17 protein-coding genes are annotated in these 19,202 nt (G+C 72.3%); 14 read left to right on the top strand and 3 right to left on the bottom strand.

Annotated features, from left to right (window positions below; genetic code table 11):
- The first annotated feature begins 80 nt into the window (after positions 1-80).
- From OHA21_RS51500 to OHA21_RS51530, 7 genes are all read left to right on the top strand, one after another.
- Complete coding sequence (locus tag OHA21_RS51500; RefSeq protein WP_328468338.1) at positions 81-1,208, top strand: DegT/DnrJ/EryC1/StrS family aminotransferase; 1,128 nt, start codon at positions 81-83, stop codon at positions 1,206-1,208.
- Entirely contained in the window at positions 1,205-1,849 is a 645-nt protein-coding gene (locus OHA21_RS51505) for a sugar transferase (protein WP_328468340.1), read from the top strand. Before OHA21_RS51500 ends, OHA21_RS51505 begins: the two co-directional genes overlap by 4 nt.
- A complete protein-coding gene (locus OHA21_RS51510; RefSeq protein WP_328468342.1) occupies positions 1,842-2,477 on the top strand; it encodes an acetyltransferase in 636 nt (211 codons plus the stop codon). The genes OHA21_RS51505 and OHA21_RS51510 overlap by 8 nt, the downstream gene beginning before the upstream one ends.
- Positions 2,478-2,494: 17 nt before the next feature.
- Positions 2,495-3,721, top strand: coding sequence for a glycosyltransferase family 4 protein (locus tag OHA21_RS51515; RefSeq protein WP_328468344.1), 1,227 nt, complete (start codon positions 2,495-2,497; stop codon positions 3,719-3,721).
- A gap of 173 nt (positions 3,722-3,894) precedes the next feature.
- Positions 3,895-4,848, top strand: coding sequence for a vanadium-dependent haloperoxidase (locus OHA21_RS51520; RefSeq protein ID WP_328468346.1), 954 nt, complete (start codon positions 3,895-3,897; stop codon positions 4,846-4,848).
- A gap of 63 nt (positions 4,849-4,911) precedes the next feature.
- Positions 4,912-6,411 carry a histidine kinase N-terminal 7TM domain-containing diguanylate cyclase gene (locus OHA21_RS51525; RefSeq protein WP_328468348.1) on the top strand — a complete coding sequence of 500 codons (1,500 nt, stop codon included), beginning with the start codon at positions 4,912-4,914 and terminating at the stop codon, positions 6,409-6,411.
- Positions 6,412-6,485: 74 nt separating this feature from the next.
- On the top strand, positions 6,486-7,172 hold the full coding sequence (locus OHA21_RS51530; protein WP_442875226.1) for a peptidylprolyl isomerase: 687 nt from the start codon (positions 6,486-6,488) through the stop codon (positions 7,170-7,172).
- Positions 7,173-7,185: 13 nt separating this feature from the next.
- Here OHA21_RS51530 and OHA21_RS51535 read toward each other — a convergent pair whose 3' ends face one another.
- Entirely contained in the window at positions 7,186-7,710 is a 525-nt protein-coding gene (locus OHA21_RS51535) for a peptidase M23 (RefSeq protein ID WP_328468350.1), read from the bottom strand.
- A gap of 127 nt (positions 7,711-7,837) precedes the next feature.
- On the opposite strand from OHA21_RS51535, the gene OHA21_RS51540 reads away from it, so the two are divergent.
- The 6 genes from OHA21_RS51540 to OHA21_RS51565 all read left to right on the top strand — a co-directional run bounded on the left by OHA21_RS51540 (position 7,838) and on the right by OHA21_RS51565 (position 16,093).
- Positions 7,838-9,067 carry a multidrug effflux MFS transporter gene (locus tag OHA21_RS51540; protein ID WP_328468352.1) on the top strand — a complete coding sequence of 410 codons (1,230 nt, stop codon included), beginning with the start codon at positions 7,838-7,840 and terminating at the stop codon, positions 9,065-9,067.
- A 9-nt stretch (positions 9,068-9,076) separates the two neighbouring features.
- The gene (locus OHA21_RS51545) at positions 9,077-10,936 is read left to right on the top strand and encodes a peptidoglycan D,D-transpeptidase FtsI family protein (RefSeq protein ID WP_328468354.1); all 1,860 of its coding nucleotides are present in this window, start codon (positions 9,077-9,079) and stop codon (positions 10,934-10,936) included.
- 40 nt (positions 10,937-10,976) lie between these two features.
- Entirely contained in the window at positions 10,977-13,607 is a 2,631-nt protein-coding gene (locus OHA21_RS51550; protein ID WP_328468356.1) for a putative bifunctional diguanylate cyclase/phosphodiesterase, read from the top strand.
- An 88-nt stretch (positions 13,608-13,695) separates the two neighbouring features.
- A complete protein-coding gene (locus OHA21_RS51555) occupies positions 13,696-14,718 on the top strand; it encodes a hypothetical protein (protein WP_328468358.1) in 1,023 nt (340 codons plus the stop codon).
- Positions 14,719-14,831: 113 nt separating this feature from the next.
- Complete coding sequence (locus OHA21_RS51560; protein ID WP_328468360.1) at positions 14,832-15,440, top strand: response regulator transcription factor; 609 nt, start codon at positions 14,832-14,834, stop codon at positions 15,438-15,440.
- 107 nt (positions 15,441-15,547) lie between these two features.
- Positions 15,548-16,093, top strand: a complete 546-nt coding sequence (locus OHA21_RS51565; protein ID WP_328468361.1) for a hypothetical protein — start codon at positions 15,548-15,550, stop codon at positions 16,091-16,093.
- Positions 16,094-16,145: 52 nt separating this feature from the next.
- On the opposite strand, the gene OHA21_RS51570 is transcribed toward OHA21_RS51565, so the two are convergent.
- A complete protein-coding gene (locus OHA21_RS51570) occupies positions 16,146-17,225 on the bottom strand; it encodes a methyltransferase domain-containing protein (protein WP_328468363.1) in 1,080 nt (359 codons plus the stop codon).
- 58 nt (positions 17,226-17,283) lie between these two features.
- Between OHA21_RS51570 and OHA21_RS51575 the strand changes: the two genes are divergently transcribed.
- Positions 17,284-18,258: a LysR family transcriptional regulator gene (locus OHA21_RS51575; RefSeq protein ID WP_328468365.1), complete on the top strand. Its 975-nt coding sequence runs from the start codon at positions 17,284-17,286 to the stop codon at positions 18,256-18,258.
- Here the strand turns inward: OHA21_RS51575 and OHA21_RS51580 are convergent.
- Positions 18,194-18,853 carry a VanZ family protein gene (locus tag OHA21_RS51580; protein ID WP_328468367.1) on the bottom strand — a complete coding sequence of 220 codons (660 nt, stop codon included), beginning with the start codon at positions 18,851-18,853 and terminating at the stop codon, positions 18,194-18,196. The genes OHA21_RS51575 and OHA21_RS51580 overlap by 65 nt on opposite strands.
- Positions 18,854-19,202: the final 349 nt, after the last annotated feature.

Here is a 19,202-nt window from a genome sequence, read left to right on the forward strand (position 1 = left end):
GATATCGGCCGCCGCGCCGGGCTAGCATGAAAGACGAGAAGTATTCCCCCCGCTGACCCGATTTGTCGTGTGGGGAGACGATGGCCAACAGTCACACCGTTCTGCTGTCCGCTCCCGACGTCGGCGCCCTCGAGCAGGAGTACGTGCTGGCGGCTCTGCGGTCGGGCTGGGTCGCCCCGGCCGGCCCGGATCTGGACCTGTTCGAGCAGGAGATCGCCCGCCGGGTGGGCGTGCCGTACGCGGTCGCCGTCAGCTCGGGCACCGCCGCGCTGCATCTGGCTCTGCTGGGCATCGGCGCCGGACCCGGCGATGTCGTCGTCGTGCCGACCATGACCTTCGCGGCAACGGCGAACGCCGTCGTCTACACCGGTGCCACGCCGGTCTTCGCCGACTGTGAGGCGGCCACCGGGAACCTCGACCCGGAGCTGCTGTCGGGGCTGCTGGCCGAGGGTGCGCCGGTGCGGGTGGTGCTGACCGTCGACCTGTTCGGGTGCTGCGCCGACTACGAGCGGATCCTGCCGGTCTGCGAGCGGTACGGCGTACCGGTGATCGAGGACGCTGCGGAAGCCCTCGGCGCCCGGCACCGCGGCCGCCCGGCCGGATCCTTCGGCCGGGCCGCGACGCTGTCGTTCAACGGCAACAAGATCATGACGACGTCCGGTGGCGGGATGCTGCTCACCGCCGACGCCGCGCTGGCCGGGCGGGCGCGGCACCTGGCCGGCCAGGCGCGGCTGCCGGTGGCGCACTACGAGCACGACGAGATCGGCTACAACTACCGGCTCAGCAACCTGCTGGCCGCGCTGGGACGCGCCCAGCTGAACCGGCTGGACGAGATGATCGAACGCCGCCGGGCCGTGCGTGACGGGTACGCCAAGGTCTTCGCCCACGTCGACGGCGTGCGCCTGCTCGGCGGCGACGACCCGGCGGCGAACTGCTGGCTGACCAGCATCGTCGTCGACCCGCAGCGCGCCGGCTGGCAGGCCGGTGACCTGGCCGCGCACCTGGCGGCGCGGAACGTGGAGACCCGCCCGATCTTCAAGCCGATGCACCTGCAGCCGGTCTTCGCGGGCGCCCGGACGGTCGTGAACGGCACCGCGGAGCGGCTGTTCCGCGACGGTCTGCTGCTGCCCAGCGGCTCCGCGCTGAGCGACGACCAGGTGCGCAAGGTGCTCGACGACGTCACGCAGTTCCTGGACGGCCGCCGGTGAGGTTCTCGCCCCGCGTCACCGACGCCGTGCAGCGCGGAATCGACGTCGTCGTCGCCGGCACCGGCCTGGTCGTGCTGTCACCGGTGCTGGGCACGGTCGCCGCGGTGGTCGCGGTCCGGCTCGGCCGGCCGGTGCTGTTCCGCCAGCAGCGACCGGGCCGGCACGGCAAGCCGTTCACGCTGGTCAAGTTCCGGTCGATGCGCGACGTGGACGAGCAGCGCGGCCTGATCGCCGACGGCGACCGGCTCACCACCCTGGGCCGGGTGCTGCGGGCGACCAGCCTCGACGAGCTGCCGACGCTGTGGAACGTCCTGCGCGGCGAGATGAGCCTGGTCGGCCCCCGGCCGCTGCTGATGCACTACCTCGATCTGTACACGCCGGAGCAGGCCCGCCGGCATCTCGTCCGCCCCGGCGTCACCGGGCTCGCGCAGGTCAGCGGTCGCAACGCGGTGAACTGGGAGGAACGGCTGGCGCTCGACGTCTGGTACGTCGAACACCGCTCCCTGACCCTGAACCTCCGGATCTGCGCGCGCACCGTCCTGGTCCTGCTGCGCCGCGACGGCATCGCGGCCCCGGGCGATCCGACGATGCCGCAGTTCACCGGCTCGCCGCGCGCCGGGAAGGGACCGGACGGTGCCTGAACCGATCGTCATCGTCGGGTGCGGGGGCCACGGCCGGGAGATCTTCGGGATCATCGCGGCCGTCAATGAGGCCGGCGGCGAACTCTGGAAGGTCGTCGGCTTCCTCGACGACGCTCCGGCGGAGGCCAACCTGCGCCGCCTCGAACGGCTCGGCGCCGCCTGGCTCGGACCGGGTGACCTGCTGGCCCAGCTGGACGCGCGGTACGTCATCGGCATCGGCGACCCGCGGATCCGTTCCGACGTCGCCGCCGCGCTGGCGCCGCACGGCCGGCCGGCGGCCCGGCTGGTCCACCCGGCGGCGACCGTCGGCCCGGACAACGAGCTGGCCGACGGGGTCGTCCTGTTCGCCGGCGCCCGGGTCACCACCAACGTGACACTGGGCCGGCACGTGCACCTCAATCAGAACTCGACGGTCGGCCACGACTCGGTGCTGGCCGAGTGCGTGCAGGTGAATCCGCTGGCCGCGGTCTCCGGCGACTGCCGCATCGGCCGGGCGGTGCTCATCGGCACGAACGCCGCGGTGCTGCAGGGCCGGACCGTCGCCGACCGGGCGCGGGTGGGAGCCGGCGCCTGCGTGGTGCGGGACGTGGACGCGGGACGGACCGTCAAGGGCGTTCCCGCGGCGTAGGCGATTACGGGGGAGCAGTGCGCATCACGTACATCCATCAGTACTTCAAGACGCCCGGGATGCCCGGCGGAACGCGCTCGTACGAGTTCGCCCGGCGCCTGGTCGAGCGCGGCCACGAGGTGCACGTGATCACCAGCGAGCAGTCCGGTGGCCGGGCCCGGGTCAGCACCGAGTCCGGCATCGTGGTGCATTGGCTGCCGGTGCCGTACGACAACGCGATGTCCTACCGCCGCCGGATCTGGGCGTTCCTCGGGTTCGTCGGCCACGCGGCGGTGGAGGCCGGGCGCCGGCAACACGACCTCGTCTTCGCGACCAGCACACCGCTGACCGTGGCGATCCCGGCCGTGTACGCGGCACTGCGCCGGCGCGTACCGATGGTGTTCGAGGTCCGGGACCTGTGGCCGGAGGTGCCGATCGCCATGGGCGCGCTGCGTTCGCCGGCCGCCCGCTGGGCCGCCGGGCGGCTCGAGGCGTGGGCCTACCGCAGGTCGGCGCACGTCATCGCCCTGTCGCAGGGCATGGCCGCCAGCATCCGTGGCCGGTTCCCCGGCGTCCCGGTCACGGTCGTGCCGAACGGTTCCGACCGGGCGCTCTTCGCCGGCCCCGGCGCGGCGGAGGCGGGCGCCGCGCTGCGCCGGGACACGCCGTGGCTGCAGGACCGGCCGATGGTCCTGTACGCCGGAACGCTCGGAGCGGTCAACGGGGTCGACTACCTCGTCCGGGTGGCCGCCCGGCTGGCCGAGACCGACCCCGACGTACGGATCGTGATTCTCGGCGACGGCAAGATGCGCGAACCGATCCGCCGCCTGGCCGCCGATCTCGGCGTGCTGGACCGCAACCTGTTCCTACTCGGCCCGGTCGCCAAGACCGAGGTGGTGGCCTTCTACGCCGCCTGCGACCTGGCCACCGGCCTGACCATCAATCTGCCGCAGCTGGGCAGCGACGCGTCGAACAAGCTCTTCGACGCCTTCGCCGCAGGCCGGCCGGTCGCGGTGAACCACGGCGGCTGGATCGCGGAACTGATCGCCTCGACCGGCGCCGGTCTGATTCTGCCGCCGGACGACCACGCGGGTGCGGCCGCCGCGGTGGCCGCCTTCGTCCGCGACCGCGCGGCCACGACCGCTGCGCGGGAAGTGGCGTCCGCGCTGGCCCGTGACCGCTTCGACCGGGATCTGCTGTTTGAGGACTTCGAGCGGGTGCTGACCGCGGCGGTCGCTCCGGTGAGCGTCGAGGCCCGTCGCTGACTCCGGCTCGAGTCCAAAATCTATCAGTGGTTCCGCCCGTCCGGCCGAGTTGCCCGGGCGCGGTGGCGGAGAAGCGTCGGACTCGGCAGAAAGGAGTCCGTCATGGCCGGCACCGTCCGGCGCCGCGCCGCGCTTCGGCGACTGCAGCCGCGGCGGCAGCCGGTCACAAGATCTTGACAACCTATTCTCCGTACGCCCGAAGCACGCTGGACGACGCCCTCGCGAAGTCCCTGGCCCTGGTGCCCGACGGGGCTGCCAGAACCGCCGGGGTGGCCTACGGCGAGCGGGTGGCGCAGGACATCATCGACCTGCGTGCCGATGACGGCCGCAACGCGCCCGTGCAGTACACCCGGGCCCCGGCGCCCGGCGTGTGGCGGCCGACTCCGCCGGCGTACGCATCGATGGCAGTGCCCTGGCTCGGTGGGGTGACCCCGCTGCTGGCGCGCAGCGCCGCGCAATTCGCGCCGCCTGCCCCGCCCGCGCTCACCTCGCGTCGCTACACCCGCGACTTCGCCGAGGTGAAGGCGATGGGGTCGCTCAACTCGACCGCCCGCACCGCCGCGCAGACCGACACCGCGCTGTTCTTCTCCGGCAACGCCGCCGTGCAGGTCCACACCGCGCTGCGCGACCAGGCCGCCGACCGCGGTCTCGGCATCGCCGAGGCCGCCCGGATGTTCGCGGCCGTCCAGATGACCATCGCCGACGCGGTCATCGTCACCTGGCAGAGCAAGCTGGAACACGCCTACTGGCGGCCGATCACCGCCATCCACCTCGCGGACACCGACGGCAACCCCGCCACCACCGCCGATCCGGCCTGGGTCCCGCTGCTGGCCGCGCCGCCCTACCCGGACTACGTGAGCGGCTACAACGTGGTGATCGCCGCGTTCACACGCGCGCTGGAGCACGTGGTCGGCCCCCGGCTGGACCTCGAACTGATCTCCACGGCGGTGCCCGGAACGGTCCGGCGCTACGACCGGGGCGCCGCCCTGCGGGCCGACGTCGTGGACGCCCGGATCTGGCTCGGCATCCACTTCCGCACGGCGGACACGGCCGCCCGGACCATCGGCGTCGACGTCGCGGACTGGGCGAGCCACCGCTACTTCCGCCCGGCCGGCCGGCACGGCTGACGTTCTTCTCAGGTGCGCCCGCGTTCGGCCGATCCGCATCCGGCGGATGCGAAGGAGAGTCGAATGCGGGCGGCACTGGCCTCGGTGTACCTGGCCGCGGCACTGCTCTCGGCGCTGTACGCCGTGCTGTCCTGGCGTCGCCGGGCGGCGCCGCTGGCGAAATCGCTGGCACTGATCACCGCCGGCGGCACGCTGTGGTCGCTGGCCCAGGCGGTCGCGGTCTGGGTCACGTCGCCGGACGTCGCGCTCGCCGCCACGTACGCGATGTTCCCGGGCGTGGCGATGGTCGTGTCCGGCTTCTTCTGGCACACCACGGTCTTCACCGGTCGCCAAGTGTCTCCGCTGCGCCGCCGGCGTGCGCTGCTGCTGGCGCATCCGGTCCTGCTGGTCGCGGCCGTGCTTACCGATCCGTGGCATCACGCCTTCTTCGACGCGGTCAGCCACACCCCGGACGGCGGTGTCATCGCGCATCCCGGACCGCTGTACTGGCTGCACACCGCGTACTGCTACACCCTGATCGCGATCGGCGCCGCGCGGGCGGTGGGCGCGATGCGGCGGGCGGTCCGCGGACACCGCCAGGTCTTCGTCATCTTCCTGATCGGCGCGTTCGTGCCCACGGCCGGCAACCTGTTCACCCTCTTCGCCGACACGGGCGAGCGCCAGGTCGATCTGACTCCCGTCCTGTTCCTGGTCACCGCCATGATGTGGTGGTGGGCCGAGCGGTACAGCGTGTCCGCCCGGCGGATGCCGGTGGCGTACGGGCAGGTGATCGCCGCGTTGAGCGACGCCGTGATGGTGCTGGACGCGGACGGCCGGATCCTCGACGCCAACCCGGCCGCGGTCGAGATGCTCGCCGCGATACCGTCCGTCGCGGACGGGGCGCCGGTGGGCCGGCTGTGGCAGGAGCTCATCGGCCCGCAGCTCGCGGCGGCCATCGCCGGCGCCGGGCAGCAGATGGTCACGGCGGTCAACGGCGCGGTGTACGACGTACGCGTGGTCCGGATGAGCGGCGAGGACGGCTCGGTCGTCGTCGTGCGTGACGTCACCGAGCTGGAACGCCTCCGCGCCGAGCTGACCGACCAGGCGGTGCGCGACGCCCTGACCGGCGTGTACAACCGTCGCCACCTCACCGCGGTGCTGCGCCGGGCCGACCGGCTGCTGTCCGCCGTGATGATCGACGTCGACCACTTCAAGGCGGTCAACGACACCTACGGGCACGCGGTCGGCGACGAGGTGCTGATCCGGCTCGCCCACGAGCTCAGCGACGCGGTCGGCGCCGCCGGGACCGTGGCCCGTTACGGCGGCGAGGAGTTCGCGGTCGTCCTGCCCGGCGTCGGCGCGGAAGCCGCGGCGGACCTGGCCGAGCAGTGGCGGCAGCGCTGCGTGCGGATCGAGGTCGCGACCGCGCACGGCCCGCTGCGGGTCACCTTCAGCGCGGGTGTCGCCCAGCTCGACCCCGGCGCGAACACCGACGACCTGCTGCGGCGCGCCGACCGCGCGCTGTACGCGGCCAAGGAGCAGGGCCGCAACCGGGTGGTCACGGACGCCCCGATCCTCCGATAGATTGGCGTAAATCTATTGGGGAGGACGACGTGGTCCAACACCATCGGCCGTGGGGGCGCCGTGCGCTCGCCGTCATCGCCGCAGCCACCCTGCTCACCGTCATCGCGCCGGACCCGGCCCGCGCTGAGCCTTCGCCCACCACCGGGCCCTGCCAGTACACGCCGACGCCCGACGAGCCCGCCGCCCGCCCGGTGCCGTTGCCGCGCGACCCGAAGCGGACACCCGACCGGGGCACGGTCACGGCCGTGCTGCGGACCAACCTCGGGCTGATCCCGCTGGTGCTCGACCGGGCCGCCGCGCCCTGTACGGTGCAGAGCTTCCTGCACCTGACCCGGCACCGCTTCTACGACCGGACGATCTGTCACCGGCTCACCGCGTACCCCACGCTCAAGGTGCTGCAGTGCGGCGACCCGAGCGGGACCGGCGAGGGCGGTCCCGGCTACCGCTATCGCGACGAGCTGCCCACCGATCTGCCGCCGGCCCCGACCGATCCGACCGGCGCCCGCCGCGTCTATGCCCGCGGTGTGCTGGCGATGGCCAACGCCGGCCCGGACACCAACGGCAGCCAGTTCTTCCTGGTGTACGGGGACTCCGCGCTGCGCCCGAACTACTCGATCTTCGGGCGGGTGACCTCGTGGGGCCTGCGGACCCTGGACCGGGTCGCGGCCGGCGGCATCGCACCGACCGCGGAGGACCCGGCGCCGGTCGACGGGGCGCCTGCCCTGCGTACCGAGATCCGCAGGGCCACCGTCCTAGGGTGAGCTGTTCTCGACATCAGGCCCCGGCGGTGCAGGAGGCAGGGAGATTCAGCGCCTCGACCAGCCGGGTGGCGGAGCGGGTGTGCTTCGCGTACGCCTCCGGGTAGGCCGAGATCTGCACCGCCTGAGCGGCCTCGGTGAGCCGCATCTTCTGCCAGCCCTCGATCGTGAGCAGTTTGTCGTAGAACTTCCGCGTCTGATAAGCCGGGTCGGAGAGCTGCTTCGGCGTCCCCCAGCCCTGGCTGGGCCGTTGCTGGAACAGGCCGATCGAGTCCCGGTCGCCGCCGCGCAGGTTGCGCAGCCGGGACTCCTGCAGGGCGGTCGCGACCGCGATCACCAGGGCCTGCGGCGGCACCCCTCGCTCGTTGCCGATCTCGACGATGACGCGGGCGTTGTCGAGCTGCTCGTCGCTCCAGCCTTTCAAAGGCGGTGCGGAGGCTGCCGCCGCGGGGGTGGGTGTGCAGGCGGCGTCGGCGCGCAGCAGGGGGCTGATCAGAAAGCCGACCAGGACGGCGACGGCAAGCACGAAGAACGAGCGCACGACGGCGAGCACCTTTCGGGGGCTGGGTCCGGCGAAGGGTACCGGTCGGCCGCCTAGCGGTGTGATCACCGTTACCAAAAGCGGCGGGTACGGAAGAACCAGGTCAAGGGCCAACTTGTCGAGAAATGTGACCGAACCAGCCCGCCGCTTCCGGATCGTGCTCGTGCTCGGCTTCCTCACCGCGCTGGGGCCGCTGACCATCGACATGTACCTGCCGTCTCTGCCGACGATCACCACCGACCTGCAGACGACAGCTGCGGCCGTGCAGCTCACGTTGACCGGGACGCTGGTCGGTCTGGCCTTCGGTCAGTTGCTGATCGGCCCGCTCTCCGACGCGGTCGGCCGGCGGCTGCCGCTGCTGGGCGGCATCGCGGTGCACGTGCTCGCGTCGGTCCTGTGCGTGTTCGCGCCCAACCTGGCGATGCTGGGCACCCTGCGCATCCTGCAGGGCCTGGGCGCCGCCGCGGCCGCCGTGGTGGCGATGGCGATGGTCCGTGACCTGTTCGACGGGCTCGCCGCGGCCCGCCTCTTCTCCCGCCTGATGCTGGTCGTCGGCGTCGCCCCGATCCTCGCCCCCACGATCGGCGGCCTGGTGCTGGGCTGGACGTCCTGGCGCGGCGTGTTCGTCGTACTCGCCGCCGCCGGCGCCGCCATCATGGCGGCGGCCGCGCTGGTGCTGCCGGAGACCCTGCCGGCCGCCGGGCGCCGCAGTGGGGGAGTGCGGGGTACGCTCCGCGACTACGGCCGCCTCTTCACCGACCGGGTCTACGTGGGCCTGGTCCTGGTGGCCGGGCTGGCGATGGCGGCCCTCTTCGCGTACGTGAGCGGCTCGTCCTACGTCTTCCAGGACGAGTACGGCATGAGCGAGCAGCAGTTCGCGCTGGTCTTCGCGGGCGGCGCGGTCGGTCTGATCGGCGCGACCCAGTTCAACGTCCGCCTGCTGCTGCGCTGGACACCGCAGCAGATCCTGGGCGGCTCGCTGCTGGCCGGCCTCGGGTTCGGCCTGGTGCTGCTGATCCTGGCCGTCACGGAGACCGGCGGCCTGACCGGCATCCTGATCCCGCTCTGGCTGGTGCTGACCATGGTCGGGCTGGCCATGCCGAACGCTCCGGCGCTGGCGCTCTCCCGCCACGGCGAGGCAGCCGGAACCGCGGCCGCGCTCCTCGGGGCGGTCCAGTTCGGTGTGGGTGCGGTGGCCGCGCCGCTGGTGGGCATGCTCGGCGTCGGCGCGGTCGCGATGGCCGTCGTCGTCTTCGGCGGCATGCTGGCCGCCACGCTGGTCTGCTTCCTGGTGGTCCGGCCGCATCGCCTCCCGGCGGTCGAGCACCGCGAACCGGCCGTGGCGGTCGCTCACTAGGCTCACCGCATGCCGTGGCGAGCCGACGACGAAACCTGGCGCGATCGACCGGAGCGGCGGCCACGGCCGGCGCCCGCCCGGCCGCCCCGGCAGGTGCCTGCCCGGCCGCGCCGGCTGGCCAACAGCACCCGCCGCCTGCGGCTGGGCACCCTGTTGGCGCTCTCCCTCTTCGCCGCCATCGGGGTACGGCTGGTGGTGCTGCAGGTGGGCACCTCGGACGCCGAGGTGCGCAGCCTGCTGGCCCTGCGCGCGAAGCGACTGAGCTCGGTCGAGCTGCCGGCGCCGCGCGGCAGCATCCTGGACCGCGACGGCAACGTGCTGGCGCACAGCGTGGAGGCCCGCTACGTCTCCGCCGACCCGGAGAACGCGGAGCTGCAGCGCAATCTCCGGGCGGTCGCGGGCCGGCTGGCGCCGCGGCTTGCCGTCCCGCGCTCCGAGCTGGAGGCGGCCATGCAACGCGAGCAGCTGCCCGACGGCACGTGGACGCAGTTCCGCTACCTGGCCCGGGGTGTGGACGTGCGGGTCGCCGACACCATCGACGCGATGAAGCTGCCGGGCATCTACACGCACAGCGACGAGCGGCGGGACGTGCCCGGCCGGGATCTCGCCGCCAACCTGATCGGGTTCACCGGTGACGACCTGCACGGTCTGGAAGGCATGGAGGCGAGGTACGACGACCTGCTGCACGGCACCGACGGTGAGCGGGTGTTCGAGACCGGCAAGGGCGCACTGAACAAACCCATCCCCGGCGGGTACGCGCGGGAGACGGCCGCCAAGCCGGGCCGATCGTTGCAGCTCACCATCGACCGGCGCCTGCAGTACATGGTGCAGCAGACGCTGGATGCGGAGGCGGAGAAGCGCGGCGCCACGGTGGCCGGAGCGGTGGTGCTGGACGCGAGGACGGGTGAGGTGCTGGCCCAGGCCAGTTACCCGCCGTACAGCGCGGCCGAGCCGCAGAAGGCCGACCCGCAGGACCGGGCCGACGTGCCGACCAGCGTGGTCACCGACCCGGGGTCGACGCACAAGGCGTTCATCTTCGGCGCAGCACTGCAGGAGGGCCTGATCACGCCGGACACCGTGCTGCCGATCGATCCGGTCATCGTGCGCGGCGGGGAGCCGTTCGAGGATCTTCATCCGCAGCCCGCCGGCGCCAGGATGACCATGCCGGGCCTGCTGGCCTACTCGTCGAACGTCGGCACGATCCTGATCGGGGAGATGCTCGGCAAGGAGAAGATCTACGAGTATCAGCAGAAGTTCGGACTGGGCAGGGCGACCGGCGTGGGCATGCCGGGCGAGGCCGAGGGGCAGTTGCTGAAGCCGGCCGACTGGAGCGGTTCGGCGCCCGGGTCGGTGCCGATCGGGCACAGCGTCTCGGCCACCCTGATTCAGATGGCGGCGGGGTACGGCGCGATCGCCAACAACGGCACCTGGATCCAGCCGCACCTGATCAAGGCGACCATCTCGGCCGACGAGGAGGTCACCCCGGCCGCGGCGCCGGAGACCCGCAAGGTGCTGGATCCGGACGTCGCCGCCGAGTTGCGGACGATGATGGAAGCCGTGGTGGAGGTGCCCGACGGCACCGGCGGCGCGGCGAAGGTCCGCGGGCACCGGGTGGCCGGCAAGACCGGCACCGCGGACGCGCTCGTCGACGGGCAGTACAGCAGCCACAACGCCAGCTCGTTCGTCGGGATGGCCCCGGCCGAGGACCCGCGGTTCGTGATCGCGGTGTCGATGGACGTCTCGTCCGGCGGTGGCGGCGACGTGGCCGCCCCGGCGTTCAGCCGGATGATGGCCGACGCGCTGTTCCACTACCGTGTGCCGCCGTCCGGCACGAAACCGCCGGTCTTCCGGACACGTGTCCTGGGATGATCTGACTCAACTCGGCCGCGGCGGAGTCGATGGTGAAAGCGTGCCCGACACACCCGGCCGCCTGCCGCTCTTCGCCGACCGGGCGTTCCAGGCCGTAACCGCGCTGTCGGTCGTCGACGTCGCCGCGTTCCTGCTGCAGGAGCACACCGGCCGGCTGTGGCCCACCCCGGTGAACTGGCTGCTCATGATCGCGGTCCTGGTGCCCACCCTGCTGCTCTGCCGCCGGGTGCAGGACGACCCGGCGTCCGCCCCCGTGGTGCGCCACTACTGGCGCACGGTCGGCGTCGGCGTCCTGCTGTTCGTCGGCGTCGCGGGGCTGCGCATCCTGTCCGAGCTGGGCGCGGGCGGCTGGTTACTGCCGGCCTCCGTGGTGCTGCACATCGTCGGCGGCGGCGTGCTCACCTGGCCGCTGGTCGGTCTGCCGTTCAGCGCCCGTGGCCGGGCCCGCAAGGTGGGAGTCTGGCTCGACCTCGGCACCCTGCTGGCCGCGACCGGTCTGCTGATCTGGCACTTCGCCGCGTCGCACCAGTTCGCCGACGGCCGGGTCACCCTGCCCCGGGTGCTCGCCGCGGTCGTCGTCATGGGCGCCGGTCTCAACGGCGTCTACCTGGCCGCCAAGGTGGTGCTCGCCGGGGTCGACTCGTTCGCCCGGCGCGGGCTCTACTGGATCGGCGCGTCGGCGCTGATCGGCGGGCTGGGCTCGGCGATCAGCTTCCTGCACCCGCAGCAGCCGGACGGCAACCTCCTGGTGGTGGTTCTTCCGCTGGCGGCGTACGCGGCGGCGGTCGGGGCCCGGATGCAGGTCGTGGACACCGCGGCAGGCGCCCGGCCACGGCGGGCGCCGCGCGGTTACAGCCTGATGCCGTACGTGGGGATCGCGGCGGTCGGCGCCATGGTGGCCTACCACAACATCCGGGGCGTCGGGAACGGCGTGCTGATCGACGGTGTCGCGGTCACGCTGACCGCACTGGTGGTGATCCGGCAGCTGATCGCGTTCCGGCAGAACGACGCCCTGCTCGCCCGGATCGGCGTCCAGGAGAAGCGGTTCCGGCTGCTGGTGCAGAACTCCACCGACATGGTCACCATCGCCGGCCCGGCCGGCACACTCACCTATGTCAGCCCGGCCGCGCAGAAGGTGCTCGGCTCGCACCCGGACGAGTTGGTCGGCACCGACATGGCGCTGCGGGCACACCCGGACGACCTGGCGGCGGTGACCGAGCGGACCGCGGCGGTGGCCGCGGCGCCCGGCAACGCGGCGACCTACCAGATGCGGCTGCGGCATGCCGACGGCACCTACCGCTGGCTCGAGGTGATCAGTGCGAACCTGACCGACGAGCCCAGTGTCGGTGGCATCGTCAGCAACGCGCGGGACATCACCGAGACGCGTGAGGTGCAGGACCGGCTCAGCTACGAGGCCAGTCACGACATGCTGACCGGTCTGGCCAACCGGGCGCTCTTCGGCAAGCGGCTCGCCGCCGCGGTGACCGGCGCCGGCCCGGACACGCCGGTCAGCATCGTGCTGGTCGACCTGGACGACTTCAAGATCGTCAACGACACCCTCGGGCACGCCACCGGCGACGCGTTGCTGGTGCACGTGGCGGAACGGATGCGGGCCTGCGTGCGGCCCGCCGACACGGTCGCCCGGCTGGGCGGCGACGAGTTCGCCATCCTGTTCGAGGGCACCGGCGGCGCGGACGTGGACCAGGTGCTGACCCGGATCACGGCCGCCCTGCTCGAGCCGGCCGTGATCGACGGCGAGCCGATGACCGTACGGGCCAGCTTCGGGATCGTCGACGGCCGCGGCGGCGAGGATGCCGGTGACCTGCTCCGCAAGGCGGACATCGCGATGTACGAGGCGAAGGAGCGCGGCGAGGGCGGCCACCAGCGGTACCGGCCCGGCATGGAGGCCCGCGGCGCCGAACGCCGGCGGCGGGTCGCCGCGCTGCAGACGGCGATCCTCGAGGACCAGCTGGTGGTGTACTTCCAGCCGGTGGTGACCCTCCCGGACGGCCGGATCACCGGCGCTGAGGCGCTGGTCCGCTGGCAACATCCGGACGAGGGCCTGCTCGGGCCGGGCGCCTTCATCGAGACCGCCGAGCAGAGCGGCCTGATCGTTCCGCTCGGCACCTGGGTGCTGCGCGCCGCGACTCGCGAGGCGGCGACCTGGCCGGGCGAGCTGACGGTGTCGGTGAACGTGTCGGCCCGGCAGTTGCGCGAGGTCGGCTTCCCGGAGGTCGTGGCGGCGGCGCTGCGTGACAGCGGGCTGCCGGCCCACCGGCTGACCGTGGAGATCACCGAGTCGGTCGCGGTGGGCGGCGGGGCGACCGGTGACAACCTGCAGGGTTTGCGGGACCTGGGCGTACGGCTGTCGCTGGACGACTTCGGCACCGGTGCGTCCACGCTCAGCCTGCTCGCCACCTGCCCGGTGCACCAGATCAAGCTCGACCGCTCCTTCGCGCCGGACGGCGGCTCGGATGCCATCGCGAACGCGGTGGCTCAGATGGCCCGGGCGTTCGGGCTGGACGCGGTGGCCGAGGGTGTGGAGACCGCGGAGCAGGCGGTCCGATTGACCGAGCTGGGGTACGGGAAGGCTCAGGGTTTCCACTTCGCCCGGCCGATGAGCGCCGCTGACCTGCGGGACCGGCTCCCCGGTGTGGTCGTTCGTACCTGAGCTCCGGATCCGGCAGTGTGCATGCGGTGTCAGCCATGGACTGATGGGTAATCAACCGACGTCGATGGTTTGGCTCGGGAGGTGAATCGTGCGCGGGAACGTGGCGGCAGCGGCACTGCAGCGCATCGCCCGCCTCCTGGTCATGATCGGCTTGGGCTTGGCCGCGTACTTCGCCCTGAGCCTTCTCGACCACGCCGCGCACGCCGACGAGGGGCTGGGGAACGCTGATCCGCTGGCCTCGGTCGAGAAAGCGGTCGCCGATGTCGGCGAGGACCGTGCGGTGGAGGGGCCGGTTTCCCGGGTTGTCGCGCGCAAGGCTGTGCCGCTGAAGGCAGCAGTCAAGGAGCGGACGAAGCCGGCCGAGAAGCAGGTGACTTCGGCGCGCAAGACGGTCGACAAGCCGGTTGTCTCGGCGCGCAAGGTGGTCGAGAAGCGTGCTGTCTCGGTGCGCAAGGTGGCCGAGAAGCCGCGCGAGGTGGTGGAGAAGCCGGTTGCCTCAGTGCGCAAGGTGATCGACAGGCCCGTTGTCTCAGCGCGGAAAGTGGTCGACCACGTCGTTTCAGCCTCGGGGGTCAAGGAGCGGAAGCTTCTCCGGGCCGCGCGGACGGCGCGGGCAGCTGTGGCCGAGGTGATCGAGCGCGCCCCGTCCGCCGGGCCACCGCAGGCGTTGCCGAGCCCCGCGCCGCAAGCGCTGCCGGGTCCCGCGCCGAAGGCACCGCCGCGCCCCTCACCGGAGGCGGCGGCCGAGTCGCCCGTGTCGCCGGCCGCCATGCCGACGGCGACGGCGATGACGCCGTCCTTGCCGCCCGCGGTCGTCTTCGAACCGGAGGCACCGCGATTCGGGTGTGACGGCACCGAACCAGCCGGCGTCCAGGACGACCAACCCGGCCTGACTTCGGCGCCCAGCACCCCCGAGCCGCAGTCGCCGCCCGACCCGAACGACCAATCCCTGGGCGCCGCCCACGCACGTGACTCCGGCGGCGGCAATGCGCCCCCGGCGGGCATCGTCCCGTCGTCCTGGTGGCCGGATCTCCCGGCCGCCGCCCGAAGCCTGCCCACAGATGCGAACACCCCCGGACGTAGCGTCCGGTATTGCGGCCCTCCCAGCTGATCTGCGCGGTCCGGAATCAGGCCGACGCCGGTGCACAGACCCGGCGCGCCACCAGCCGGCCCCGGAGTGGACGCCGGCATTCCTACCGCGAAAGTCCTGGCTGGGAGGCCATCGTGATCCGCATTCTGCTCGTCGAACCGATGAATCTGCTGCGCGGCGCCCTCGCCGCGACCCTGTCCCTGGAAGAGGATTTCGCCGTGGTCGCCGAACTGGGCTGCCTCGACGAGGCCCCGGCGATGGCCCGTGCCGTGCCGCCGGACGTTGCCGTCGTCAACGTCGGCCTGCTCGCCGGGGACGGCCTGGACCTGTTCACGCAGCTCAGCGCGGAGCAGCCCGGCTGCGCCCTGCTCGTGTTGGCCGGACCGGACGCCTCGGGCCGGCTCAACCGCGCGCTCGACGTCCACGTCCACGGCGTGCTCGGCACCCAGGCCGCGCCGGGTGAGCTGGTGCGCGGCATCCGCCGGCTGGCCCGGGGCGAACGGGTCATCGACGCCGGCCTGGCCGTCGCCATGGTCGCCGCGCCGCGCAGTCCGCTGTCGGCGCGGGAGCTGGACGTGCTGAGCGTCGCCGCGTCCGGGATCCCGTCGGCGGAGGTGGCTGCCACGTTGCACCTGACCGCCGGCACGGTCCGCAACTACATCTCGGTGATCCTGCGCAAGACCGGCGCCCGCAACCGGCTGGAGGCGGTCCGCGTCGCCGAGAACGCCGGCTGGCTCCCCTGAGGACATGACTGCACTCACCCTCAGCCGATGACAGTGCTCACTGGGTTCGGCCCGTGCGGACATCGAGGCTGGAGGCGGAACAGGGATCCCCATCGACAGGAGGAACGATGACACTTCGCCAACGGCTCTCGATGATCGTCGTGACGTTGCTCGCGGCGCTGGGACTGGCCGCCGTGGGCACCAGCCCGGCCGCGGCTGCCCCGGCCGCCCCGGCCGCGGTCGTCCCCAGCATCCCGGTCACCGGCGCCTTCACGGACGCGGCCGGGGGCACCGGCTCCTTCGCCGGCAGGTTCACCCCCACCAGCTTCGCCGCGCGGAACGGAACTCTGCTGGCCACCGGCACACTGACCGGTGTGCTGACCGACTCGGCCGGTGACCGCGTCGGCACGGTCACGCGAACTGTCAGCATGCCGGCCGCGGTCGCCCAGGCGTCGTGCCGGATCCTGGACCTCACCCTCGGCCCGCTGCACCTGGACCTGCTCGGTCTGGTGGTGGATCTGAACCGGGTGCACCTGACGATCACCGCCGAGTCCGGGCCCGGCAACCTGCTCGGCAACCTGCTGTGCGCGATTGCGGGCCTGCTCGACCAGAACCCGGGCGCCGGCGCGCTGGCCGCGATCCTCAACGCGATCCTGGCGCTGCTCCGGTCGTGAACCACCGGCGAACACGCAGCCGCATCCGGCCGGGTGCGGCTGCGTCGGCGTGCTACGGGCGTACCTCGTACACATTGTTGAAAGGTGTCTGCGCCGCCAGGCGGAATCGGGTGAAGCCGGCGGCGGTGGCGACCTCGCGGATGCGTGCCGGCCCGGCCTGGGTGCCGAGGGCGGCGCCGGGCTCCTGGGACAGCGACGCCGGGGTGCAGAGCAGCGTCGAGAATCCGTAGTAGGCGCGGCCCACCGGGTTGAAGTTGTCCTCGACGTGGTCGCCGGCCGCCGGTTCGACGATCATCCAGGTGCCGTCGGGGGCGATGATGTCGCGGACGTGCCGGGCGGCGCCGTCCGGGTCGCCCATGTCGTGCAGGCAGTCGAACATGGTCACCAGGTCGTGGCCGTCGCCGGTGGCGCCGGTGGCGGACCGCACCTCGAACTGCACCCGGTCCTGCACCTGGGCCGCCGCCGCCCGTTCGCGCGCGGTGGCGATCGACTCGGGGTGGTAGTCGGAGCCGGTGAACGTCGACTTCGGGTAGGCCCGGGCCATCAGGATGGTGGACGCGCCATGGCCACATCCCACGTCGGCCACCTTCGCACCCTGCTGGAGCTTGCCGACCACGCCGTCCAGCGCCGGAAGCCACGATTCCACCAGGTTGGCGGCGTAGCCGGGCCGGAAGAACCGCTCACAGCCGAGGTGGACATCATCGTTGTGCTCGTGCCAGCCCACCCCCGCTCCGCGGCGGGCGACTTCGATGATCCGGTACGCGTCACGCACCGTCCCGTGCGCGATCTGGAAGAACCCGGGCAGGAACGCCGGGCTGCTCTCGTCGGTCAGCGCCACCGCATGCTCGGCGGGCAGCGTGTATCGGCGGGTACCGGCGTCGTACTCGACGAATCCACCGGCGGCCTGCGCGTTCAGCCACTCCCGCGCGTACGGTTCGCCGGTCTCCGTCCGTTTCGCCATCTCGGCCGCGGTGGCCGGCCCGTGCGCGGCCAGATCGCGGTAGTAGCCGAGCCGGTCACCCATCACGACGAGGGCGCAGTTGAGCGTCGCCCCCACCTCTTCGACGGCACGGAAGACGAAGGCCATCAACTTGTCGGGATCGATCGGGGAAGGTGTGTCGATGCTGGTCATGGCCCGACGCTAGGGTGACGAGATATTAGGGACAATGCTGATGACTGGGGGTCCATCAGTGGAACTAATAGGACACGTACGAGCCATCCGCGTCCTCTGCGAGGTGGCCGGCCACGGGTCGTTCTCGGCCGCCGCGGAGGCGCTCGGCCTCACCCAGTCCGCGGTGAGCCAGCATGTCGCCGCGCTGGAACGGCAGACCGGCCTACCTCTGGTCGAGCGCAGTACCCGCCCGCTGGGGCTGACCGACGCCGGTCACGCTCTGGTCCGCCACGGCCGGGCGATCAACGCCCGCCTGGACAGCGCCGAGCAGGACCTCGCGGAGATCGCCGGACGGCGTGCCCGCCGCCTGCGGTTCGGCAGCTTCCCGACCGCGCTGACCACCTTCGTGCCGGGAGCCCTGGCCCGGTTGCGCAGCCGGCAACCCGGCACCGCCCTCACCGTGGTCGACGACCACCTGCAGGGACTGCTGCCCCGGCTGACCGACGGCGAACTGGATCTCGCGGTGATCTACGACAGTGCGGCGCTGGCCGGGTCGCCGCGGTTCGAGGGCGGCCGGGTCCACCTGTTCGACGACACGTTCCAGGCTGTTCTGCCGCGCGGGCACCGGGCCGCGGCCGCCGGCCGTACGGTGGAGTTGACCGACCTGGCCGAGGACGTCTGGGTCGGCGGGCGACCCGGAAGCGCCTGGTTCACGATCGTGCGGCATTCCTGCCGGGCGATCGGCTTCGACCCGAGGGTGTCGCTCACCTCCGACGACTACCGGGCCGTGCAGGCATTCGTCGCCGCCGGTCTCGGAGTGGCCGTGATCCCCGGCCTGGCCGTGGTCCGCGCGCCGGCCGATGTCGAGGTCCGGCAGCTCCGGGTGGGCGCGCCGGTGCGGCGGATCTCGGTGGCCTATCCGGACAGCGCCTATCAGCCGCCGGTCGTCCGCGAGATGATCTCGATCCTGGAGGGGGTGACCCAGCGGCTCAGGGGCGATCCGCCCACCAGCGACGCGACGCCAGCGCAGCCAGCGCGGCGCCGGCGGCGTTGACCAGCACGTCGTCCACCGAGGACACCCGGTCCAGCCGCAGGACGTACTGAGCGGTCTCGACCAGGATCGAGCAGCCGGCCCCGAGCACCAGGATCCGCGGGACGGACGCCAGCGCCGCGAACCGGATCGGCGCGAAGAACCCCAGCGCCGCGAAGATCAGCAGGTTGCCGCCGATCCCGAGCGGCCCCATCGTGACCAGGTCGCGCAGCGGCACCAGACTCAACCGGCCCGCGACGAATCCGGCCGCCGGCCCCGGCATCATGGTCAGCCAGAGCATCGGCGCCGTCCCGTAGACCATGCCCACCTCGGCCACCGATCTCCGCCACGCCGCGGTCCTGCCGGCGGCATGCCGAAGGCCCGCCAGAGCGCACGCCGCGAGGGCCGCCAACGGCACGCCGGCCAGCATCATGAACAGCACGCCGTTCTCGGTGTCGAGGCAGCCGTGCCAGTGCCCGGCCAGGCATCGCGGCGCGGACATCAACAGCGGCCGCCGCAGGATGTACGCGACTCCCAGCGCACCGAGGACCGCCAGGCTGACGAGCGCGATCCGGCGCGTACGGCGGGGCGGCGCTGACAGGGATGCGCTGGAGTTCATGCCCCCATCGAAACCGGGGGATGGTCGCGGTGACGTAAGCCATTTCTTTATGCCCGCCATACAAACCTTTCCGCTGGTGACGGACGCGCGGTGACGGTTCGGCCGAAACGTCGGGGTGGATCACGATGAATGTGCATGTTTAGATGTCGTTCGACCGGGCCCGCCGCAGTCGCGGCTTGCCTCCGGTCGACTCTCATCGGGCTTGCCGAGGATCTACGGGGGATCTCTTGAGGCGTGCAGACGGTTTGCTGCGCACATTCGCTGCTCCAGGTGGCAATTTCCTGCCCTGACCCATCCCTTTCTGTGCGAGGGCGCGCTCGGCGTGTCCTCGGTTCGTGCTGTTCTGTAT

Origin of the sequence: Actinoplanes sp. NBC_00393, assembly GCF_036053395.1 — a bacterium.
Classification (GTDB): Bacteria; Actinomycetota; Actinomycetes; order Mycobacteriales; family Micromonosporaceae; genus Actinoplanes.